At 64.8% G+C, this 21,256-nt stretch carries 16 protein-coding genes; 12 read left to right on the top strand and 4 right to left on the bottom strand.

The annotated features are described in order from the left end of the window. The first annotated feature begins 8 nt into the window (after nucleotides 1-8). The 10 genes from BRSPCE3_RS03580 (at nucleotide 9) to mmsB (ending at nucleotide 12,213) form a co-directional block, all read left to right on the top strand. Nucleotides 9-884, top strand: a complete 876-nt coding sequence (locus BRSPCE3_RS03580; protein ID WP_244064287.1) for a phosphoribulokinase — start codon at nucleotides 9-11, stop codon at nucleotides 882-884. Beyond that, nucleotides 881-2,902, top strand: coding sequence for a transketolase (gene tkt / locus BRSPCE3_RS03575; protein ID WP_244064286.1), 2,022 nt, complete (start codon nucleotides 881-883; stop codon nucleotides 2,900-2,902). Before BRSPCE3_RS03580 ends, tkt begins: the two co-directional genes overlap by 4 nt. Before the next feature lie 15 nt (nucleotides 2,903-2,917). Then, nucleotides 2,918-4,000: a class II fructose-bisphosphate aldolase gene (gene fba / locus BRSPCE3_RS03570; protein ID WP_244064285.1), complete on the top strand. Its 1,083-nt coding sequence runs from the start codon at nucleotides 2,918-2,920 to the stop codon at nucleotides 3,998-4,000. Nucleotides 4,001-4,030: 30 nt separating this feature from the next. Next, complete coding sequence (locus BRSPCE3_RS03565; RefSeq protein WP_244064284.1) at nucleotides 4,031-5,494, top strand: form I ribulose bisphosphate carboxylase large subunit; 1,464 nt, start codon at nucleotides 4,031-4,033, stop codon at nucleotides 5,492-5,494. A gap of 21 nt (nucleotides 5,495-5,515) precedes the next feature. After that, nucleotides 5,516-5,941, top strand: a complete 426-nt coding sequence (locus tag BRSPCE3_RS03560) for a ribulose bisphosphate carboxylase small subunit (protein WP_244064283.1) — start codon at nucleotides 5,516-5,518, stop codon at nucleotides 5,939-5,941. Between the two features lie 110 nt (nucleotides 5,942-6,051). Further along, complete coding sequence (cbbX, locus tag BRSPCE3_RS03555) at nucleotides 6,052-6,978, top strand: CbbX protein (RefSeq protein ID WP_244064282.1); 927 nt, start codon at nucleotides 6,052-6,054, stop codon at nucleotides 6,976-6,978. Nucleotides 6,979-7,013: 35 nt separating this feature from the next. Next, nucleotides 7,014-7,694, top strand: a complete 681-nt coding sequence (locus BRSPCE3_RS03550) for an HAD family hydrolase (protein WP_375709853.1) — start codon at nucleotides 7,014-7,016, stop codon at nucleotides 7,692-7,694. A gap of 614 nt (nucleotides 7,695-8,308) precedes the next feature. Then, nucleotides 8,309-9,382 (top strand): multiple monosaccharide ABC transporter substrate-binding protein, encoded by a 1,074-nt coding sequence (gene chvE, locus BRSPCE3_RS03545; protein WP_244064280.1) that lies wholly within the window; start codon nucleotides 8,309-8,311, stop codon nucleotides 9,380-9,382. Nucleotides 9,383-9,439: 57 nt separating this feature from the next. Beyond that, complete coding sequence (gene mmsA / locus BRSPCE3_RS03540; RefSeq protein WP_244064279.1) at nucleotides 9,440-11,026, top strand: multiple monosaccharide ABC transporter ATP-binding protein; 1,587 nt, start codon at nucleotides 9,440-9,442, stop codon at nucleotides 11,024-11,026. Further along, nucleotides 11,023-12,213: a multiple monosaccharide ABC transporter permease gene (gene mmsB / locus BRSPCE3_RS03535; RefSeq protein ID WP_244064278.1), complete on the top strand. Its 1,191-nt coding sequence runs from the start codon at nucleotides 11,023-11,025 to the stop codon at nucleotides 12,211-12,213. The genes mmsA and mmsB overlap by 4 nt, the downstream gene beginning before the upstream one ends. Before the next feature lie 6 nt (nucleotides 12,214-12,219). On the opposite strand, the gene BRSPCE3_RS03530 is transcribed toward mmsB, so the two are convergent. Continuing rightward, on the bottom strand, nucleotides 12,220-14,478 hold the full coding sequence (locus tag BRSPCE3_RS03530) for a TonB-dependent siderophore receptor (protein ID WP_244064277.1): 2,259 nt from the start codon (nucleotides 14,476-14,478) through the stop codon (nucleotides 12,220-12,222). A gap of 243 nt (nucleotides 14,479-14,721) precedes the next feature. Here BRSPCE3_RS03530 and BRSPCE3_RS03525 point away from each other — a divergent pair, with 243 nt between their 5' ends. Continuing rightward, nucleotides 14,722-15,555 (top strand): inositol monophosphatase, encoded by an 834-nt coding sequence (locus tag BRSPCE3_RS03525; protein WP_244064276.1) that lies wholly within the window; start codon nucleotides 14,722-14,724, stop codon nucleotides 15,553-15,555. Between the two features lie 353 nt (nucleotides 15,556-15,908). On the opposite strand, the gene BRSPCE3_RS03520 is transcribed toward BRSPCE3_RS03525, so the two are convergent. Next, nucleotides 15,909-17,138, bottom strand: coding sequence for an ABC transporter substrate-binding protein (locus BRSPCE3_RS03520; protein WP_244064275.1), 1,230 nt, complete (start codon nucleotides 17,136-17,138; stop codon nucleotides 15,909-15,911). Nucleotides 17,139-17,288: 150 nt separating this feature from the next. Here BRSPCE3_RS03520 and BRSPCE3_RS03515 point away from each other — a divergent pair, with 150 nt between their 5' ends. Beyond that, nucleotides 17,289-18,920 carry an NAD(P)/FAD-dependent oxidoreductase gene (locus tag BRSPCE3_RS03515; RefSeq protein WP_244064274.1) on the top strand — a complete coding sequence of 544 codons (1,632 nt, stop codon included), beginning with the start codon at nucleotides 17,289-17,291 and terminating at the stop codon, nucleotides 18,918-18,920. A 134-nt stretch (nucleotides 18,921-19,054) separates the two neighbouring features. Here BRSPCE3_RS03515 and BRSPCE3_RS03510 read toward each other — a convergent pair whose 3' ends face one another. Together BRSPCE3_RS03510 and BRSPCE3_RS03505 are read right to left on the bottom strand one after the other, a co-directional pair. Then, nucleotides 19,055-20,101, bottom strand: coding sequence for a LacI family DNA-binding transcriptional regulator (locus tag BRSPCE3_RS03510; protein WP_283843075.1), 1,047 nt, complete (start codon nucleotides 20,099-20,101; stop codon nucleotides 19,055-19,057). A 150-nt stretch (nucleotides 20,102-20,251) separates the two neighbouring features. Continuing rightward, complete coding sequence (locus tag BRSPCE3_RS03505) at nucleotides 20,252-21,178, bottom strand: LysR family transcriptional regulator (RefSeq protein ID WP_244064272.1); 927 nt, start codon at nucleotides 21,176-21,178, stop codon at nucleotides 20,252-20,254. Nucleotides 21,179-21,256: the final 78 nt, after the last annotated feature.

The following is a 21,256-nucleotide window of genomic DNA, read 5'->3' as shown; positions in this document are numbered from 1 at the left end:
GGGAACGCATGTCTCGTCGACATCCCATCATCTCGATCACCGGCTCCTCCGGCGCCGGCACCACCTCGGTGAAGAAGACGTTCGAGAACATCTTCCGCCGCGAGAACGTGGTTGCAGCCTATATCGAGGGCGACGCCTTCCACCGCTACGACCGCGCCGACATGCGCAGCCTGATGGCGGAGCGAGCGGAGCGCGGCAACAAGCACTTCAGCCATTTCAGCCCCGAGACCAATCTGTTCGAGGAGCTGGAGAAGCTGTTCAGCGACTATGCCGAGACCGGCACCGGAACGACGCGGCACTACGTGCACGACGAGGAGGAGGCGCGGCTCTACGGCGCCAAGCCCGGCACCTTCACCGCCTGGGAGGCGCTGCCGGAGAGTTCCGACCTGTTGTTCTACGAGGGCCTGCACGGCGCCGTCGTCACCGACAAGGTGAACGTCGCGCAGCACGCCGACCTCAAGATCGGCGTCGTGCCGGTCATCAACCTCGAATGGATCCAGAAGCTGCATCGCGATCGCAGCCACCGCGGCTACTCCACCGAGGCGGTGACCGACACCATCCTGCGCCGCATGCCGGATTACGTGAATTACATCTGCCCGCAATTCACCGAGACCGACATCAACTTCCAGCGCGTGCCGACGGTCGACACCTCGAACCCGTTCATCGCGCGCTGGATCCCGACCCCCGATGAATCAATGGTCGTGATCCGGCTGAAGAACCCGCGCGGCATCGATTTTCCCTATCTGCTCTCGATGATCCCGAACAGCTTCATGTCGCGCGCCAACTCGATCGTGGTGCACGGCGCCAAGCTCGACCTCGCGATGCAGCTGATCCTGACCCCGCTGATCCTGCAACTGATCGAACGAAAGAGGCGAACGATATGACCGCACTTGCGTCCGTTGCCAGCCGCCCCGAAATCGGCCACGACGAGATGGCCAAAGCCATCCGCTTTCTCGCCGTCGACGCGGTGGAGCAGGCGAAGTCCGGCCATCCCGGCATGCCGATGGGCATGGCCGATGTCGCGACCGTGCTGTTCACCGACTTCCTGAAGTTCGACCCGGCCGATCCGGCCTGGCCCGACCGCGACCGCTTCGTGCTGTCGGCCGGTCACGGCTCGATGCTGCTCTATGCGCTGCTTTATCTCACCGGCTATGAGAGCATGACGCTCGATCAGCTCAAGGCGTTCCGGCAGTGGGGATCGAAGACCCCGGGCCATCCGGAATACGGGCATACGCCTGGAGTCGAGACCACGACCGGACCGCTCGGGCAGGGGATTGCGACCGCGGTCGGCATGGCGCTCGCCGAACGCTTGATGAACGCCCGCTTCGGCGATGACCTCGTCGACCACTACACCTATGTGATCGCCGGCGATGGCTGCCTGATGGAAGGCCTCAGCCACGAGGCGATCTCGCTCGCCGGCCATCTGCGGCTGAACCGGCTGATCGTGCTGTTCGACGACAACCAGATCTCGATCGACGGCGCCACCTCGCTGTCCTGTTCGGACGACCAGCCGGCGCGGTTTGCGGCCAGCGGCTGGAATGTGTGCCGCATCGACGGCCACGATCCGCAGGCAATCACAGCTGCGATCCGGCAGGCGCGGTCGAGCGATCGCCCGTCGCTGATCGCGTGCCGGACGGTGATCGGGTTCGGTGCGCCGAACCGGCAGGGCAGCGAGAAGGTGCATGGCGCGCCGCTCGGCGCCGACGAGGTAGCGAAAACCCGCAGCGCACTGCGCTGGCCATATCCGGCCTTCGAAATTCCCGATGCGGTGCTCGCTGAGTGGCGCGAGCTCGGCGGTCGCGGCCGTGACGCGCGGCGTGCCTGGATCGAGCGCTCGCGCGCCGCTTGCAAGAGCGACAAGGCGGGGCGGTCTCCGTTCCACGACGCGTTGAACCGGAAATTGCCCTGTGCCTATGCCGAGGCGATGGCGAAGCTGGTGGAGCGGTTTGCGAGCGAGCGGCCGCAGCTCGCGACGCGGCAGGCCTCGCAGCAGGTCATCGACGTGATCGCGGAGGCTTTGCCGAACCTGCTCGGCGGCTCGGCCGACCTCACGCATTCCAACCTCACGCTGGCGAAGTCGCAGGTGTCGGTGCGGCCGGAGACGCTCGACGGCAGCTACATCCATTATGGCATCCGCGAGCACGGCATGGCGGCGGCGATGAACGGTATCGCGCTGCATGGCGGGTTCATTCCCTATGGCGGCACCTTCCTCAGCTTCGCCGATTACAGCCGGCCGGCGATCCGGCTCGCGGCACTGATGGGGATCCGCGTTATCCATGTGATGACCCATGACTCGATCGGGCTCGGCGAGGACGGGCCGACGCATCAGCCGGTCGAGCATCTGGCCGCGCTGCGGGCGATCCCGAACGTGCTGGTGTTCCGCCCGGCCGACGCGGTCGAGACGGCGGAGGCGTGGGACTGCGCGCTGAAGGCGGAGAATTCGCCGTCGATCCTCTGCCTGTCGCGGCAAGCGCTGCCGACGGTTCGCGACGGCAGCAAGGACAACCAGGTCACGCTCGGCGCCTACGTTCTGGTCGAGCCGGCCTTCGCGCGCGACGTCACCCTGATTGCAACGGGTTCGGAGGTGGCGATCGCGCTCGAAGCCGCAAGGCTGCTGGCGGAAGACGGGGTACAGGCCGCGGTCGTCTCGGCCCCGTGCTTCGACCTGTTCCGCCAGCAGCCGAGCGACTACCGCGCCAAGGTGCTGGGCAGTGTCCCGCGCGTCGGCGTCGAGGCCGCGGTCGAGGGCGACTGGGCGCGCTGGCTCGGCGACGACGGTGCCTTCGTCGGCATGACCGGCTTTGGCGCCTCGGCGCCGGCCGACGTGCTGTACCGCGAATTCGGCATCACGCCCGTGGCGGTCGCCGCGGCGGCAAAACAGCTCATGCAACGAGCGAATTGAAAGGAGGACGCCACCATGGCGCGGATCACCCTGAGGCAATTGCTGGACCACGCCGCCGAACGCGGCTACGGCGTGCCGGCGTTCAACATCAACAACATGGAACAGGGCCTCGCCATCATGGAGGCGGCGGCCGCCTGCGACGCGCCTGTCATCATCCAGGCCTCGCGCGGCGCGCGGTCCTATGCCAACGACATCATGCTGGCGAAGATGATCGACGCGCTGGAGGAGATGTATCCGCAGATCCCGCTCTGCCTGCATCTTGATCACGGCAACGAGGAAGCGACCTGCGCGACCGCGATCCGCTACGGCTTCACCTCGGTCATGATGGACGGCTCGCTCAAGGCCGACGCCAAGACCGCGGCCGACTATGACTACAATGTCGATATCACCCGCCGGGTGGTGGATATGGCGCACTGGGTCGGCGCGTCGGTCGAAGGCGAGCTCGGCGTGCTCGGCTCGCTGGAGCATGGCGGCGGCGAGCAGGAGGACGGCCACGGCGTCGAAGGCACGGTGAGCCACGATCAGCTGCTCACCGATCCCGACCAGGCGGTCGATTTCGTCCGCGCCACCAAGGTCGACGCGCTCGCGATCGCGATGGGCACCTCGCACGGCGCCTACAAGTTCACCCGCCGCCCCGACGGCGAGATCCTGGCGATGCGTGTGGTCGAAGAGATCCACGCGCGGCTGCCGAACACGCACCTGGTGATGCACGGCTCGTCCTCGGTGCCGCAGCCGCTGCAGGACATGTTCAACCAGTTCGGCGGCGAGATGCCGCAGACCTGGGGCGTGCCGGTCGAGGAGATCGTGCGCGGCATCAAGCACGGCGTGCGCAAGGTCAATATCGACACCGATTGCCGCCTCGCGATGGCCGCCGCCTTCCGCAAGGTCGCCACGCAGTCGAAGAGCGAGTTCGATCCGCGCAAATTCCTCAAGCCGGCGATGGATGCGCTGCGCGAACTCTGCCGTGACCGCTTCGAGCAATTCGGCACGGCCGGCAATGCCGCCAGGATCAAGGTGGTGGCACTGCCTGAAATGGCCCGCCGCTATCGCGTCGGCGCGCTCGATCCGCAGATTGGAAAGATCACCCAGGCCGCCTGAGCAAATGGCGACGAACCACAGGAGATTTCGATGAATATTCAGCAATCGATCACGGTGCGCGGCAAGGATCGCTACAAGTCCGGCGTGATGGAATACAAGCGGATGGGCTATTGGGAGCCGAACTACGAGCCCAAGGACACCGACGTCATCGCGCTGTTCCGCGTCACGCCGCAGGACGGCGTCGATCCGACCGAGGCTTGTGCTGCGGTGGCCGGTGAATCCTCGACCGCGACCTGGACCGTGGTGTGGACCGACCGGCTGACCGCCGCGGAGAAATACCGGGCGAAGTGCTATCGCGTCGATCCGGTGCCGAACTCGCCCGGCAGCTATTTCGCCTATATCGCCTACGACCTCGATTTGTTCGAGCCGGGTTCGATCTCGAACCTGACGGCCTCGATCATCGGCAATGTGTTCGGCTTCAAGCCGCTGAAGGCGCTGCGGCTCGAGGACATGCGGCTTCCGGTCGCCTATGTGAAGACCTTCCAGGGGCCGGCGACCGGTATCGTCGTGGAACGCGAGCGGCTCGACAAGTTCGGCCGTCCGTTGCTCGGCGCCACCGTGAAGCCGAAGCTCGGCCTGTCCGGCCGCAACTACGGCCGCGTCGTCTACGAGGCGCTGAAAGGCGGACTCGACTTCTGCAAGGACGACGAGAATATCAACTCGCAGCCCTTCATGCATTGGCGCGACCGCTTCCTGTATTGCATGGAAGGCGTCAATCGCGCGCAGGCGGCTACCGGAGAGGTCAAAGGCACCTATCTCAACGTGACCGCGGGCACCATGGAAGACATGTACGAGCGCGCCGAGTTCGCCAAGCAGCTCGGCTCCGTCATCATCATGATCGACCTCGTGATCGGCTACACGGCGATCCAGTCGATGGCGAAATGGGCGCGCCGCAACGACATGATCCTGCATCTGCATCGTGCCGGCCACTCGACCTACACGCGCCAGCGTTTGCACGGCGTCTCGTTTCGCGTTATCGCCAAATGGATGCGGCTCGCCGGTGTCGATCACATCCATGCCGGCACCGTCGTCGGGAAGCTTGAAGGAGACCCGGCGACGACGCGCGGCTACTACGACATCTGCCGCGAGGACTTCAACCCGATGACGCTCGAGCATGGCGTGTTCTTCGATCAGCCTTGGGCAAGCCTCAACAAGATGATGCCGGTCGCTTCGGGCGGCATCCACGCCGGCCAGATGCACCAATTGCTCGATCATCTCGGCGAGGACGTCGTGCTGCAGTTCGGCGGCGGGACCATCGGCCATCCGAAGGGTATCCAGGCTGGCGCCACCGCCAACCGCGTTGCGCTCGAAGCCATGATTCTCGCCCGCAACGAGGGCCGCGACTACGTCCACGAAGGTCCGGAGATCCTCGCCAAGGCCGCCCAGACCTGCACGCCGCTGCGCGACGCGCTCGAGGTCTGGAAGGACGTGAGCTTCAACTACGAGTCGACTGACTCGCCGGACTTTGCCCCGACCGCGACCCCGGCAACGTGACGCAGCGAAAGGAGAATCGACATGAGAGTGACCCAAGGCTGCTTTTCTTTCCTGCCCGATCTCACCGATGAGCAGATCGCAGCGCAGGTGCAATACTGCCTCGACAAGGGCTGGGCGGTGAACATCGAGTTCACCGACGACCCGCATCCCCGCAATACTTATTGGGACATGTGGGGCCTGCCGATGTTCGACCTGCGCGACGCTGCCGGCATCATGAAGGAGCTCGCCGATTGCCGCCGTGTCTATGGAGACCGCTACATCCGCATGAGCGGGTTCGATTCTTCCCATGGCTGGGAGTCCGTGCGCATCTCTTTCATCGTCAACCGGCCAAAGAACGAGCCCGGCTTCCGCCTCGAGCGGCAAGAGGTCGGCGGCCGGAGCGTTAGCTATACGACCAGGGCTTACGCGCTGGATCGCCCCGAGGGCGAGCGCTACGCCGATCAGTGACCGCGTCCGGCTTGTAAGCCAGGCGGGTTGCTCCCTCGACCGTCTGGTCCGGATGCACTTCTCCGTCGTCGCCGCAGCGGCGACGGAGCTTTTCTGAAAGCGAGAGGATGATGACGCAACCACAAGAACAGATCCGCGAGACCCCGCCCGAGACCATCGATCTCCGGCATGAATTCGCCGACCTCGGCATTGGCGACGTGCTCGACCAGCTCGATTCCGAGTTGATCGGCCTCAAGCCGGTGAAGACCCGCATCCGCGAGATCGCCTCGCTGCTGCTGGTCGAACGCATCAGGCAGAAGATGGCGCTGGCGACCACGTTCCCGACCCTGCACATGTCGTTCACCGGCAATCCCGGCACCGGCAAGACCACGGTCGCACTGCGGATGGCCGGCATCCTGCACAAGCTCGGCTTCGTGCGCCGCGGCCACGTCATCAGCGTCACTCGCGACGATCTGGTCGGGCAATATATCGGCCACACCGCGCCCAAGACGAAAGAAATCTTGAAGAAGGCGATGGGCGGCGTGCTGTTCATCGACGAGGCCTATTACCTCTATCGCCCCGAAAACGAGCGCGACTACGGCCAGGAGGCGATCGAGATCCTGCTGCAGATCATGGAGCAGCAGCGCGAGGATCTGGTGGTGATCCTGGCCGGCTATGGCGACCGCATGGAGAAATTCTTCCAGAGCAATCCGGGATTCCGCTCCCGCATCGCCCATCACATCGACTTCCCGGACTATTCGGACGGCGAGCTGCTCTGGATCGCCGAGCTGATGCTGCAGCAGCAGAATTATCGTTTCTCCCCGGAAGCCCGTGAGGCCTTCACACGGTACATCGGCATCCGCAAGGAACAACCGCTGTTCTCCAATGCACGCTCGATCCGCAACGCACTGGATCGTATCCGGCTGCGCCAGGCCAACCGGATCGTGGCGAAGCTCGACCGCACGCTCACGGCCGACGACGTGATGTCGATCGAGGCCGGCGACGTGCTTGCCAGCCGCGTGTTCACCAAGGGGATCGGCCTGGCCGGCGAGGGATGATGAACCAGGCGCTCGCCATGATACGGACTGCCGGGATGCGGGCCGTCATTGCCAGCGCGCGCGCCCTGATCTTCGACGTCGACGGCACGCTCGCCGAAACCGAGGAGGTGCATCGCCGCGCCTTCAATGAAGCGTTTGCCGCAACCGGCCTCGATTGGTTCTGGGATCAGGTCACCTATGGGCGGCTGCTCCGGGTTGCCGGAGGCAAGGAGCGCATTCGTGCCTTCGACCAGCGCAATGCGGTTCCCTCGCTGACATTTGCCGACATCGCCGACCTGCACAGGATCAAGACCGCGCGGTACGCCGCATTGATTGCCGCAGGCGGCTGCCCGTTGCGGCCGGGTGTCAGAACGATGCTCTCGCATGCGCACGAGCGCGGCCAGCGCCTGGCGATCGCCACGACGACGTCGCATGGCAATATCGATGCGCTGCTGTCGGTTGCCTTGGGGCGTGACTGGGGCGATCTGTTCGAGGCTGTTGTCGCCGGGGACGACGTGCCGCGGAAGAAGCCGGCTCCGGACGTCTATGCCGAGGTCCTGGCGCGGCTCGGGCTCGGGCCGGCGGATTGCATCGCGGTCGAGGATTCCGGCAACGGCCTCGCTGCCGCCGCACAGGCCGGCATCCCGGTGGTCATCACCCGCAGCACCTATTTCAGTGACGACGATTTTGCCGAGGCGCTGCTTGTTGTCGACGATCTCTCCGACATCGACGCCTGAAGGCTGCCGCCGCCGACCAGCCACTCCAATCAATTTATTCGGATCGTGAAATAAATGGTGCTTGCATCCACAGCATAGTACGGGCAAAATCTCACAAAGGTTGCCAGAAGCAGTGCCTCATACCTCACCGACTGTGAGACCTGCCAACAATTCGGGGAGGCCGCGCCTCATGATCCTCCGCTCTCCGATTAATTTATTCGGATAGCTAAATAAATGGCTAGTCGGTACCCGCATCCATATAGTAGAGGCAACATCCACCAGAGGTTGCCAGAAGCAACAAGTGCCGCACCACCAGAGATTCTGGCGGACGCTGGCGCTCGACAACAATTCCGGGAGACAGACACCTGATGATCATCCACGTCATTCCTGCGCCTCGTTCGTCTCGCGACATGACTCGCGGACGAGCCCGGCATTGCGGGATCGATATGGCTGATCGTGCGGGGTGAGCATTGGCGTTGATGACGGGTCAATCGATAGTGCGCAATTTCGGTTCGGGACCGCCCCGGCGCCGATCCGACATCGCCGTAGATCTGCGGCCAGCCCACGCATGATAGCCGTCGATTGACGCTGTCCACGGCAACGATACCCAACTCAAAAAACCAAGGGAGCGAAGCATGTTCAAATTGAAGACCACCTTGTTCGCGCTTGCGCTGGCCGGCCTTGCCGCGACGGTGTCCGATCGCGACGCGATGGCCCAGGCTAAGCCAACCGTCGGGATCGCGATGCCGACCAAATCCTCGGCGCGCTGGATCGACGACGGCAACAACATCGTCAAGGTGCTGAAGGAACGCGGCTACGGCACTGACCTGCAATATGCCGACGACGACATTCCGAACCAGCTCTCTCAGGTCGAGAACATGGTGACCAAGGGCGCCAAGGTCCTGGTCATCGCGGCAATCGACGGCACGACGCTGTCCGATGCGCTGAAGCAGGCCAAGGCGCAGGGCATCACGGTGATCGCCTATGACCGCCTGATCCGCGACACACCGAACGTCGATTACTATGCGACCTTCGACAATTTCCAGGTCGGCGTGCTGCAGGCGAGCTCGATCGTGAATGCGCTCGGGCTGAAGGATGGCAAGGGTCCCTTCAACATCGAGCTGTTCGGCGGTTCGCCCGACGATAACAACGCCTATTTCTTTTACGACGGCGCGATGTCGGTGCTGAAGCCCTATATCGACAGCGGCAAACTCGTGGTCGCCAGCGGCCAGATGGGCATGGGCAAGGTCGCGACCTTGCGCTGGGACGGCGCCACCGCGCAGGCCCGGATGGACAATCTGCTCAGCGCCTTCTACGGCAAGAAGCGCGTCGATGCGGTGCTGTCGCCCTATGACGGCCTGTCGATCGGCATCATCTCTTCGCTGAAGGGTGTCGGCTACGGCAGCAAGGACCAGCCGATGCCATATATCAGCGGCCAGGACGCCGAGGTGCCCTCGATCAAGGCGATGCTGCGCGGCGAGCAATACTCGACCATCTTCAAGGACACCCGCGATCTCGCCAAGGTCACGGCCGACATGGTCGATGCCGTGCTGAGCAAGAAGGAGGTCAATGTCAACGACACCAAGACCTACAACAACGGGGTCAAGGTGGTTCCGTCCTATCTGCTCAAGCCGGTCGTGGTGGACAAGACAAATTGGGAGAAAGTCCTGATTGACAGCGGCTACTATAAGCGCTCGCAATTCGACTAGGGCGGGCGAGCGGGCCTGACAGCGCCGAGGATGCGTGACGTTGCGAGACCTGATCCGATGACGGCGATGCTTGAGATGCGCAACGTCAGCAAGAGCTTTGCCGGCGTGCAGGCGTTGCGCGACGTCAGCTTCACGGTGGAGGCCGGCCAGATCCATGCGCTGGTCGGCGAGAACGGTGCAGGCAAATCGACCCTGATGAAGGTGCTGAGCGGGGTCTACCCCGCCGGCAGCTATGAAGGGTCGATCCTGTTCGACGGCGAGGAACGCCGGTTCCGCGATATCAACGATTCCGAGGCGCTGGGGATCATCATCATCCACCAGGAGCTGGCGCTGATCCCGCTGATGTCGATCGCCGAGAACATCTTTCTGTCGCGCGCGCCGTCGCGGTTCGGGGTGGTCGACCGTGACGCGGTGTACCGGCGGACGGCGGAACTGCTGGCACAGGTCGGCCTGCGGGAATCGCCGGACACCCTGGTCACCGATCTCGGCGTCGGCAAGCAGCAGCTGGTCGAGATCGCCAAGGCGCTATCGAAGAAGGTACGGCTGCTGATCCTGGACGAGCCGACCGCGAGCCTCAACGAGTCCGACAGCGCCGCGTTGCTGGAGCGGCTGCTGGCCTTCCGCGAGCAGGGCATCGCCTCGATCCTGATCTCGCACAAGCTGAACGAGGTCGCGCGGGTCGCCGACCGCATCACGGTGCTGCGCGACGGCCGCACTGTCGACGGCATCGATTGCCGGACCGAGCAGGTCGACGAGGACCGGATCATCCGCAGCATGGTCAACCGCGATCTCGCGCATCGCTTCCCGGAGCGGAATGTTGCGATCGGCGATCCCGTGATGACGGTGCAGAACTGGTCGGTGTATCATCCGCTGCACACCACCCGGCAGGTGATCAAGAACGTCGATTTCGGGGTGCGCCGTGGCGAGGTGGTTGGCATTGCCGGCCTGATGGGCGCCGGCCGCACCGAGTTCGCCATGAGCCTGTTCGGCAGGGCCTGGGGCTATAACATCACGGGCAGGATCAGCCTTGACGGGCGCGAGGCGCACCTCGCCAGCGTGCCGGCTGCGATCCACGCCGGCCTCGCCTATGTCACCGAGGATCGCAAGCAGCTCGGATTGATCCTCGCCGACGACGTCCGCAAGAACGTGACGCTGGCGAGCCTTCGCCAGGTGGCTGACCGCGGCGTGATCGACGACGTCGTCGAACTGAAGGCCGCCAGCGACTACCGCAACCGGATGCGGATCCGCTGTTCCGATGTCTATCAGGAGGCCGGGCAGCTCTCGGGCGGCAACCAGCAGAAGGTGGTGCTGTCGAAATGGCTGATGACCGATCCGCAGGTGCTGCTGCTCGACGAGCCGACCCGGGGCATCGACGTCGGGGCAAAGTACGAGATTTACTGTATCATCAACGAGCTCGCGGAGGCCGGCAAGGGCGTCGTGGTGATCTCGTCGGAGATGCCGGAATTGCTCGGCATCTGCGACCGGATCTGCGTGATGAATGACGGCGCCTTCGTCGGCGAGTTCGCCAGGGGCGACGTGACGCAGGAGAAGATCATGCGCGCCATCATGCGCAATGTCAGGATGTCCGGAAGCGGCGCCCCTGCCGGTGAGGCTGAGGCAAGGGCGGGAGGTGGAGCACAATGACCGACAAGACGGTGTCACTTCCCGAGGCCCCCAAGCATTCCGGCTTCATCAAGAACAACCTGCGCAACTACGGCATGCTGCTGTCGCTGCTCGTGATCATGCTGTTCTTCGAGATCGTGACCGACGGCACGCTGCTGCAGCCGGTCAATCTCACCAATCTGGTGCTGCAGAACAGCTACATCGTGATCATGGCGCTCGGCATGCTGCTCGTGATCGTCACCGGGCATATCGACCTGTCGGTCGGCTCGGTCGCGGGTTTCGTCGGCGCGGTCGCTGCGGTGCTGATGGTGACCTATCACGTCGACTACCCGATCGCCTTCATCATCTGCCTCTTGATCGGTGCCGCGATCGGCGCGGCGCAGGGCTATTGGGTCGCCTATTTCAAGATTCCGTCCTTCATCGTGACACTGGCGGGCATGCTGGTGTTCAAGGGCCTTGCGCTCGCGGTGCTGCAGGGCCGCTCGGTCGGGCCGTTTCCGCCGACCTTCCAGAAGCTGTCGTCCGGCTTCATCCCCGAGCTGTTTCCGAGCGCCGGCACGCTCTATCCGACCTCACTCCTGATCGGCGTCGTGCTGGCGTTCGCGCTGGTGCTGGCGAGCGCCAAGAGCCGGGCACGCGAGCAGTCGCACGGCATCGAGGTCGAGCCCTACGCGTTCTTTGTGGCCAAGAGCGTCGCGCTGGCGGGCGCGGTGCTCTACTTCACCTATCTGATCGCCTCGCATCGCGGCCTGCCGAATGTGCTCGTCATCATGACGGTGCTGATCGCGCTCTACGGCTTCGTCACGCGGCGGACCGTGGTCGGCCGGCAGATCTATGCGGTCGGCGGCAACGCCAAGGCCGCGAAGCTCTCGGGCGTCAAGACCGAACGGCTGACCTTCTTCACCTTCGTCAACATGGGCGTGCTGGCGGCGCTCGCCGGGCTGGTGTTCGCGGCGCGGCTCAACACCGCGACTCCGAAGGCCGGCCTCGGCTTCGAGCTCGACGTGATCGCCGCCTGCTTCATCGGCGGCGCGTCGGCCTATGGCGGCGTCGGCCGGGTCGGCGGCGCGGTGGTCGGTGCCATGATCATGGGCGTGATGAACAACGGCATGTCGATCCTCGGTATCGGCATTGACTATCAGCAAGTGATCAAGGGCCTGGTGCTGCTCGGCGCCGTCTGCATCGACGTCTACAACCAGCGCCGGTGATCAGGCTCAGAACCGGTAGGTCAGGCTGCTCAGCACCGTGCGGCCGATGCCGTAGAAGCAGTCGCCGCGGGCGAGGCAGGTCGTGACATGACGCCGGTCGGCGAGGTTGGTGGCGTTGACCTGGAACCGCCAGGGACCGCTCTCGTAGCGGATCATAGCGTCGAACAGCGTGTAGTCGGGGGTGCGGATGATATCGGCCCCGTCCCATGACTGGCCGACATAGCGCACGCCGCCGCCGACGGTCACGCCGGGCAGGCCGAGCACGGTGAGGCGATACTTCGCCCACAGCGAGGCCTGGTGCTCCGGCACGGTCTCGACATGCTTGCCGGCCCTGTCGCCGCTCTCGACGCGGGCATCGACATAGGCGTAGGCACCGATCAGATCGAGCTCGGGCGTGACGCGCGTCAGCACTTCCAGCTCGGCGCCGCGGATCCGCACCTTGCCGGTCTGGATCGACAGCAGCGGATTGTCCGGATCGTTCGCCAGCCGGTTGCGCTCGATGGTGTCGTAGATCGCGCCGTTGATCGCGGTGCCGGGCGTCGGATTGTACTTGAAGCCGAGCTCGACCATCTCGCCACGCTGTGGCGCGCAGATGCCGCTGCTGCACACGCTGCTGCCGAAGATCGGAGTGAACGACTGCGCGTAGGTGACGTAGGGCGTGAGGCCGAACGGCAGCTCATACATCAGTCCGGCGCGGCCGGTGGTGGCCTGGATGTGCTGGACCGGCGAGCCCAGCGCGTCGTTGGTGACATAGTCATGGCGGACGCCGAGGACCGCAAGCCAGCGTCCGAGCCGGATCTGATCCTGCGCATAGAGGCCGAGCTGGCTCTGGCGCAGGTCCGGCTCGGCGGTCAGCGTTGGCGCAATGGCGCCGTTGTAGACCGGCGCATAAAGATCGAACGGCCTGTCGTCGTAGCCTTCGCCGGACGAGGCACGCTCTTTCTGGCCGCGATAATCGACGCCGAACAGGGCCTTGTGGGTCAACGGACCGGTGGCGAATTTCAGTTCGGCATTGCTGTCGGACGTGAAATTGTCCTTCACGGTGTCGCGGCCATAGGTGATGCGCGCCACCGTGCGTCGCTCCGCGTCAAGGAACGGGTTGGCCGGATCGGAATACACGTCCGGATACATCGTGCGGTAGACGCCCTCGATATGGCTGTAGCGCATGTTCTGCCGGATCGTCAGGGCGTCGTTGAAGCGGTGCTCGAACAGGCTCGAGACGGCGCCGATCTCGGTCTGGTAGCGGTCCCAGCCGGGCTGGCTGATGAAGCGCTGTACCGGAATGAGGCCGTTCGGGCCGGGATACAGCGTGCCCTCATGCGGCAGGAACGCCGTCGAGGAGCCCGTGCTGTCCTTCTGGTAGGTGCCGAGCACGGTCCAGCTCGTGTTGTTGGTTGGCCGCCAGGTCAGCGACGGTGCGAGAGCGATGCGGTCGTCCTTGACGTAGTCGGTCTGCGCGTTGCGGTCGCGCAGCACGCCGACGAAGCGGTACAGCCATTCGCCGTCTGTGGTCAGCTTGCCGGTCGAATCGAGTTGCAGCTGCTTGCGATCGAAGCTGCCATATTGCACGCCGATCTCGTTTGCGGCCTCCGCCTGCGGCCGCTTCGAGACCAGATTCACCAGCCCCGCCGTCGAGGTGTCGCCGTAGAGCACCGACGACGGCCCGCGCAGCACCTCGATGCGTGAGAGAGTGAAGGGATCAGGCCGCCATTCATTGAAGGTGAACGTGTTATTCACCCTGGTGCCGTCGAGATAGATGTTGGGGTCCTGGCCGCGGACCCGCGGGAAGTCGCCGCGCGAATCCGGGCCGTAGGCATCGGCGAATACGCCGGGCACGTAGCGCAACGTCTCCTGCACGGTGGTCGCGGCCTGATCGGTGACGCGATCGGCGGTGACCACGGTGATCGATTGCGGCGTTTCGCGCAGCGGCGTGTCGGTCTTGGTGCCGGTGCCGCTCTGTGTGGCGAGATAGCCGCGCACCGGTCCCGTCGCGGTCTCGGCGCGCCCGGACGAACCCGAAGCCGCCGCGGCGGCGTTCGATCGTGCGCTGGCGCGCTGCGCTGCGCGCCTTGCCGTGGCGGCCTCGGCCTGCCGCTTGCGCGCCGGACGCGAACGCGCGGTCTGTCGCTGCGCCTGCTCGACCACGATGGCCGGCAGCTCCTGCGGCGCCGGCTGCGCCTCCACCGGCGTGATCGTCATCATCGTCGCCAGCATCGGCAGCACGGCGGCGAACGGATTGGCGGTTCTTGGAATTGTTGTTGTCATTGACGGCCCCATGTCTTGCGAAGGGACCACTAACAAGCGTGACCTGTGCATTGAAGCGCGCGAGGCGCCGGAACGGCCAGTCAACCACCGCTTTGGAATTAGTATTTGTCTAGCCAAAATGTCGCAGCGGCTGTCGGGCAGGGAGTTCGCGTGCGCCGCGGATCGCCGTTCGCGCCGATGATTTGTCAACATGCGGTTGCGGAATCCGTTGTATGATTCGGATCCAACGCAGGAGAACGCCGCGTGAAACTGTCTCATGCCGATGCGCTGACCATCGGAAATATCCTCGCTGAAGTCGGCCGCACCGAGATCATGCCGCGGTTCCGCCGCGTGCGGGAGATCGAGGTTCGCACCAAGACATCGGCGTTCGACGTCGTCACCGAGGCCGATGAGCTTGCCGAGCAGGCAATATCGGCGGCACTGCTCCGGGCGTTTCCGAATGCCGCCGTGATCGGCGAGGAGGGTACCGCGCGCGATCCGGCCACACTAGATCAGGTCGGAACCGCGGACCTTGCCTTCATCATCGATCCGATCGACGGCACGCAGAACTTCACCTCCAGCCTGCCGCTGTTCGGCTCCATGGTGGCAGCGACGATGCGCGGCGAGATCGTGTTCGGCGCGATCCATGATCCCGTCAGCAACGACACCGCGTTCGCGCTGCGCGGCGAAGGCGCGTGGCTGGAGATGCCGGACGGCAGGCGGCATGATTTGAAGGTGGCCGCGGCCGTGCCGGTCAAGCAGATGGACGCGGTGGTCGGCGTCAACTTTTTGCCGGAGCCGCTGCGCGCGATCGTCGCCGGCAATCTGTCCAAGCTCGGCGCCAGCGCCTGGCTGCGATGCGCCGCGCATGAATATCGCATGGCGGCATCCGGACATTGCCACCTGCTGTTCTACAACAAGTTGATGCCGTGGGATCATGCCGCGGGCTGGCTGTTGCATCGCGAGGCCGGCGGCTACAGCGCGCATTTCGACGGATCGCCCTACAAGCCGGTCAATCTGACCGGCGGCTTACTCTGCGCGCCCGATGAGGCGAGCTGGCATGCGGCCCGGCAGGCGATCCTGACGCCGGCCGGGTAGAGGCGGACATGCGCGAGTTTTGATTCAGCTGTCAAACAGCCTGTTCGGTGTCGTCACCCGCGCATGCGGGTGATCCAGTATTCCAGAGACCGCGGTGCTTGAATCGAGAGGCCGCGGCGTACTGGATCACCCGGTCGAGGCCCGGCGATGACAGCGCGGGTACCACACACACCATCGTCGTTCCGGCGTCGCGCAACAACGGCTATTTGTGGCTATGGGTCCCTGCTTTCGCAGGGACGACATCGAGTTTGTTGCACGGTCTGTGAGACATACTCGCGCGCTCGCGACACGAATTGCCTCGGCTTTGCGTCTCGTCTCACGTCTCATTGAACAGTGGGCACAGCAGAGCAGCCCTATTCGCTGCCGACCTCGCCGGTGATGATGTTGCCGAACAACTTCCAGCTCTCGCCCTCGAACCGCATCAGCTGCGACTGCTCGATCGGGCGGAAGTCGTTCGGGCCGGTGTTGATCCGGATTCCCGGCAGGATCATCTTCGGCGCGAAGTCCTTCAGGCTGGCGGCCTGCTTCATGACGTTGTCGCGCGTGAGATCGTCGCCGCATTGCTTGAGCGCCTGGGCCAGCGTTTGCGCGGCGGCGTAGCCATAGACGTGGTTGCCGTTGGTCTTGTCGCCGTCGGGCATGTACTTGTCCATGAAGCTGCGCCATTCCCTGGTCTCGGCATCGTCGTTCCAGATCGTGTCGGTCGGGTCCTTCAGGTACGCGACCGAGATGATGCCCTGCGAATGCTCGATGCCGGCGGCGCGCATCACGGAGGCGACCGACGTCGCGGTCGAGGTCAGGAAGAAGGTCGGCTTCCAGCCGAGCTCGGCGATCTTCTTGATGGTCTGCGCCGCGCCCTTTGGTGCCGCCCAGGTGAACAGGATGTCGGCGCCAGAGGCGCGCAGCGCCACGATCTGCGAATCCAGCGTCGGATCGGTCAGCTCGTAGGATTTGTCGGCGACGATCATGCTGCTGGCCTTGTCGCCGAGGCCGTCGCGCAGCCCCTTGAGCGCATCCTTGCCGGCATCGTCGTTCTGCCAGAGCACCGCGATCTTGCCGTTCGGCAATTTGTCCAGGATGTACTTGGCGTAGATCCGGCCTTCGCTCTGGTAGTTCGGCTGCCAGCCCATCGTCCAAGGAAAGCCTTGTGGATCGCCGAACCGCGTCGCGCCCGATGCGATGAAGAGGTGAGGGACCTTCTTGCCGTTGAGATATTTCTGGATCGCGACATTGGGCGCGGTGCCGAGCGGCTGGAACACCAGCAGCACCTCGTCGCCCTCGACCAGCTTGCGCGCCTGCTCGACCGATTTCGGCGGCGAGAAGCCGTCGTCATAGCTGATGAAGTTGATCTTGCGCCCGTTGATGCCGCCCTGGTCGTTGATCATCCTGAAATAGGCCGCCTCGGTGCGGCCGATTGCGCCATAAGCCGACGCCGGGCCGCTATAGGGCATGATGTTGCCGATCTTGATCTCGGTATCCGAGACCCCCGGGCCGTAGTTCTTCTGCGCGAGCGCCGGCGACAGCGCGCCGATTGTTGTTGCGGCGATCGCCACACACGCGCGAAGGCAAAAACCGTTCAACATCCCTCACTCACTCCCTGATCCGCTGCTCGCCTTGTGACGCGCGTTGACGCCCGGCGACAATCATTGTATCCGCTTCCGTCTGGAAACGTTTCCAGACTAGCGCGCGTTGCCGCCGATGGCAATATTCCCGCGGCCGGAGAGATGTGACAAATGAGCAGACTGGAGCAGGCGAGCCCGGACCATGGCGCGAGGCCGCCGCTGGTCGCCGAATGCGATGCCGTCGTGGTCGGGGCCGGCTTCGGCGGGCTCTATGCGATCTATCGGTTGCGCGAGCTCGGGCTCAAGGTGATCGGTATCGAAGCCGCATCCGACGCCGGCGGCACCTGGTACTGGAATCGCTATCCCGGCGCGCGCTGCGACATACCGAGCCTGCTTTATTCCTACACCTGGTCGGAGGAGCTGCGGCAGGAATGGCGCTGGAGCGAGAAATATGCCGCGCAGGCGGAGATACTGCGCTATGCGCAGCACGTCGCCGACCGCTTCGAGCTGCGCTCGCTGATCCGGTTCGACACCCGCGTGACGGATGCCGACTGGGACGAGGCGAGCGAGAGCTGGACCGTGCGCACCGATCGCGGCGATTGCATCGTCGCATCCATTTGCGTGATGGCGACCGGCAACCTCTCGGTCCCCAACAAGCCGAAGCTGCCGGGCCTCGAACGCTTCCGCGGAGCGGTCTATCACACCGGGCAGTGGCCGCATCAGGAGGTCGACTTTTCCGGCTTGCGTGTCGCCGTGATCGGCACCGGCTCCTCGGGCGTGCAGACGATCCCGATGGTCGCAAAGGCTGCCAGCCGCCTGACCGTGTTCCAGCGCACGCCGAACTACTCGGTGCCGGCTCGCAATGCGCCGCTGTCCGATACGGACGTCGCAGCCGCCGAGCCCATGATCGCGAAGTACCGCGAGAGCCTCGAGACGCCGGAGTTCGGACGGGTTCCGGCGAATGCGTTCGACGCGCCGGTGCCGGCGCGCGAGGTGCAGTGGGCGCGCTACGAACAGCTTTGGGAGCAGGGCGGCGGCGGCATCTTGACCGCGTTCCCGAACATCCTGACCGATGAAGCCGTCAACGACGTCGCTTGCGACTTCGTGCGCGACAAGATCCGCGGTATCGTGCACGACGCGACCACGGCGGAGGCGCTGTCACCGAAGGACTATCCGCTCGGCGTCAAGCGCATCTGCATCGATACCGGTTATTTCGCGACCTACAATCTGCCGCATGTCGAACTGGTCGATTTGCGCGCGGAGCCGCTGACGACGGTCACCGTGACCGGCGTCGAGACCGCGACGCGGTCGTTCGCGCTCGACGCGCTGGTGCTGGCGACAGGCTATGACGCGATGACCGGGGCGCTGGCCGCGATGGAAATCCGCGGGCGCGACGGCGAGACCCTGAAGCAGGCCTGGGCCGATGGTCCACGCGCCTATCTCGGGTTGATGGTGTCGGGATTCCCGAATCTGTTTGTCGTGACCGGGCCGGGCAGCCCGTCCGTCATCGGCAATGTGATCCATGCCTGCGAGAACCATGTCGAATGGATCACGGCCTGTCTCGGCAGCATGCGCGCCAAAGGACAGAGGCGGATCGAGCCGGAGCGCGACGCCGAGCGTGCCTGGATGGCTCATGTCGCGGACGCCGCCAGCCGCACGCTCTATCCGAAAGCCAATTCCTGGTACCAGGGCGCCAACATCGCCGGCAAGCCGCGGGTGTTCATGCCCTATGTCGGCCAGGGTTACCGGCACCGGATCGCGCAGATCGCGCAGCGCGGTTACGAGGGCTTTGAGCTGCGCTGAAGGCGCCGTCTCTCTCCGTCGCTGCGAGCGAAGCGATCCATCGTTGCGCACGCTCGGCGGCGGTGGATTGCTTCGCTTTGCTCGCAATGACGTGGATGGAGCGATCCGATCCGACTGGAACCGTTTCCAGCCAACTACTTCCGTCCTCGCGCCGGTGTAGGCGGAGCAGCGCAGGAATGGCGCAGGATGAGGCGTGTCGGCAGGAATACCGGCTCGCTGCTACCCGGCTTGTCGCTGTCGCGGATCCGCTCCAGCAACAGCCGCGCGGCGGCGCGGCCGACCTCGTTCATGTCCCAGCTCAGCGCCGAGATCGCGGGCGTCGCGTGGCGGGCGAGATCGGTGTCGCCGCTGCACACGATCGATACGTCCTGCGGGTAGCGCAGGCCGTTGCTGGTGATTGCCTCCAGCACCTCGGCCAGCATGCTGGTGCCGAGCGAGATGATCGCGGTCGGCGGTTTGGGTGACTGCAGCAGCTGGCACACCGAGCTGAAGGCGGTGTTGGTGCCCTGCATGTGCGGGCGAATCAGGGTGGGGTCGACCGCGATCTTCGCCTCCTGATGCGCCTGCCGGTAACCCGCGAGCCGTTCCGAGCTCGGCAGCACCGCGGCGCTGCCGGTCAGCAGCGCGATCCGGCGATGGCCGAGGCCGATCAGATAGCGCGTCGCCTCCAGCGCGCCGCCGCGATGATCGACCCGAACCATGACGCTATCCGGCACCTCGCGGTCGACGGTGACGCAGGGCAGGTCGAGCGTCGCGAGCCCCTTCATGAAATCCTTGTGCGAATTGTCGCCGGCGAACAGCAGCAAACCGTCCATCTGGCGCCGCCGCACCGCCGACAGGAACGCCGCCTCGCGCGCCTCTTCATGCTTGGTCGCTGCCAGCATCAGGAGGAAGCCGGCACGCTGGAATTCCTCCTCCGCCGCGCTCACCATGCCGGTGTAGTGCGGATTAGAGAAATCGGCCACCATGCAGCCGATCGTGTTGGAGGCCCGCGAGCGCAGCGCCTGCGCCGCCTGGTCGGGCTCGAAGCCGAGACGCTTCACCGCGCGCATGATGCGGGCATGCAGTTCCGCGCTGGTATAGACGCCGCCATTGAGCGTGCGGCTGACGCTTGAGACGGACACGCCGGCCTCGGCCGCGACGTCACGAATCGTCGGTCGTGTCCGTCGCGCTTTGGTCATCGGTGTTCGGCCCTGTCGGTTCGGCATTGCCGTCGTCCGTTGCGCCAATCGCGGCGCGCGCCTGACGGCATCGGCGAACCTAATCAGGCTCCGCCGCGAATCTCAAATGATTCTTGTAAGGCTTGTGATTTGAGCCTTGTGATCCTTGGGCTATCGCCGTGAGGCGCTCAGGAACAGCGGCCGGAAGATATCCAGAAACCCGGTCGCGGCCGGTGTCAGCGGGCGGTTCTTCAACCGCAGGATCCCGATCTTGCGAACCAGCGGCGGCGACACCAGCCGTTTGACGATCACGCCGCGCGGGGCGCGCGGCGGCAACGCCGAGGCCGGCACGATCGAGATGCCGACATTGGCGCCGACGAAGTCGTAGAGCGTGCCGAACTGCTCGACGATGGTGCTGTGCTTGAGCACGATGCCGCTCGCGGTCGCGACGCTGTCGATCTGCTGCCGCAGGCCCGAGCCGGTCGGAAGCGAGACGAAGGCCTCGTTGCGCAATTCGCGCAGGCTCAGCGTGCTCTTGTCGCGCAAGGCATGGCGCGACGGCAGGATCGCGAAGCAGGACTCCTGCACCACGTCGTCGCTGACGACCTCCTGGCCGAGGGCGGTGACGTTGCCGACGCCGAAATCGGCAAAGCCGCTGCGGACGTCTTCATAGACCTGGCTGCCGAGGCCCTCGCGCAGGTGAATTTCGACGCCGGGATGCGCCTTCCGATATTTCAGCACGGCCTCCGGCACCACATGGTGGGTGAGTGACAACAGGCAGGAGATGATCAGGCGTCCCTTGATCTGTTCGCCCAGCGCACGGGCGTTGTCGACCTGGGCGCCGAGATCGGCCAGCAAACGCTGTGTCGACGCCGTGAATTCGCGGCCCGGCGCGGTCAGGATGACGTTGCGCGTCGATCTAAGGAACAGCGAGACGCCGAGCTGGCGTTCGAGCTGAAGCACCAGGCGGCTCACCGCCGACTGCGTCATGCCGAGGTCGGCGGCGGCCGCGGTGAAGCTGCCATACACTGCGACCGAGTTGGCGGCGCGAAGATGTTTGAGGCTGACCTCGAACCCGCGTGGGCGTCGCTGGCGCATCATTCATTCCATTCCTGCATCAATAATCCGGATCGGAAAATATTTGACCTATATGCCCGCGGCGTCAACGATGAAGAC

The sequence above is a fragment of the Bradyrhizobium sp. Ce-3 genome (assembly GCF_022835695.1).
In the GTDB taxonomy this organism is placed as follows: Bacteria; Pseudomonadota; Alphaproteobacteria; order Rhizobiales; family Xanthobacteraceae; genus Bradyrhizobium.
The sequence above is the reverse complement of the archived record's forward strand: the minus strand, read 5'-3'. Positions and strand labels throughout refer to the sequence as shown.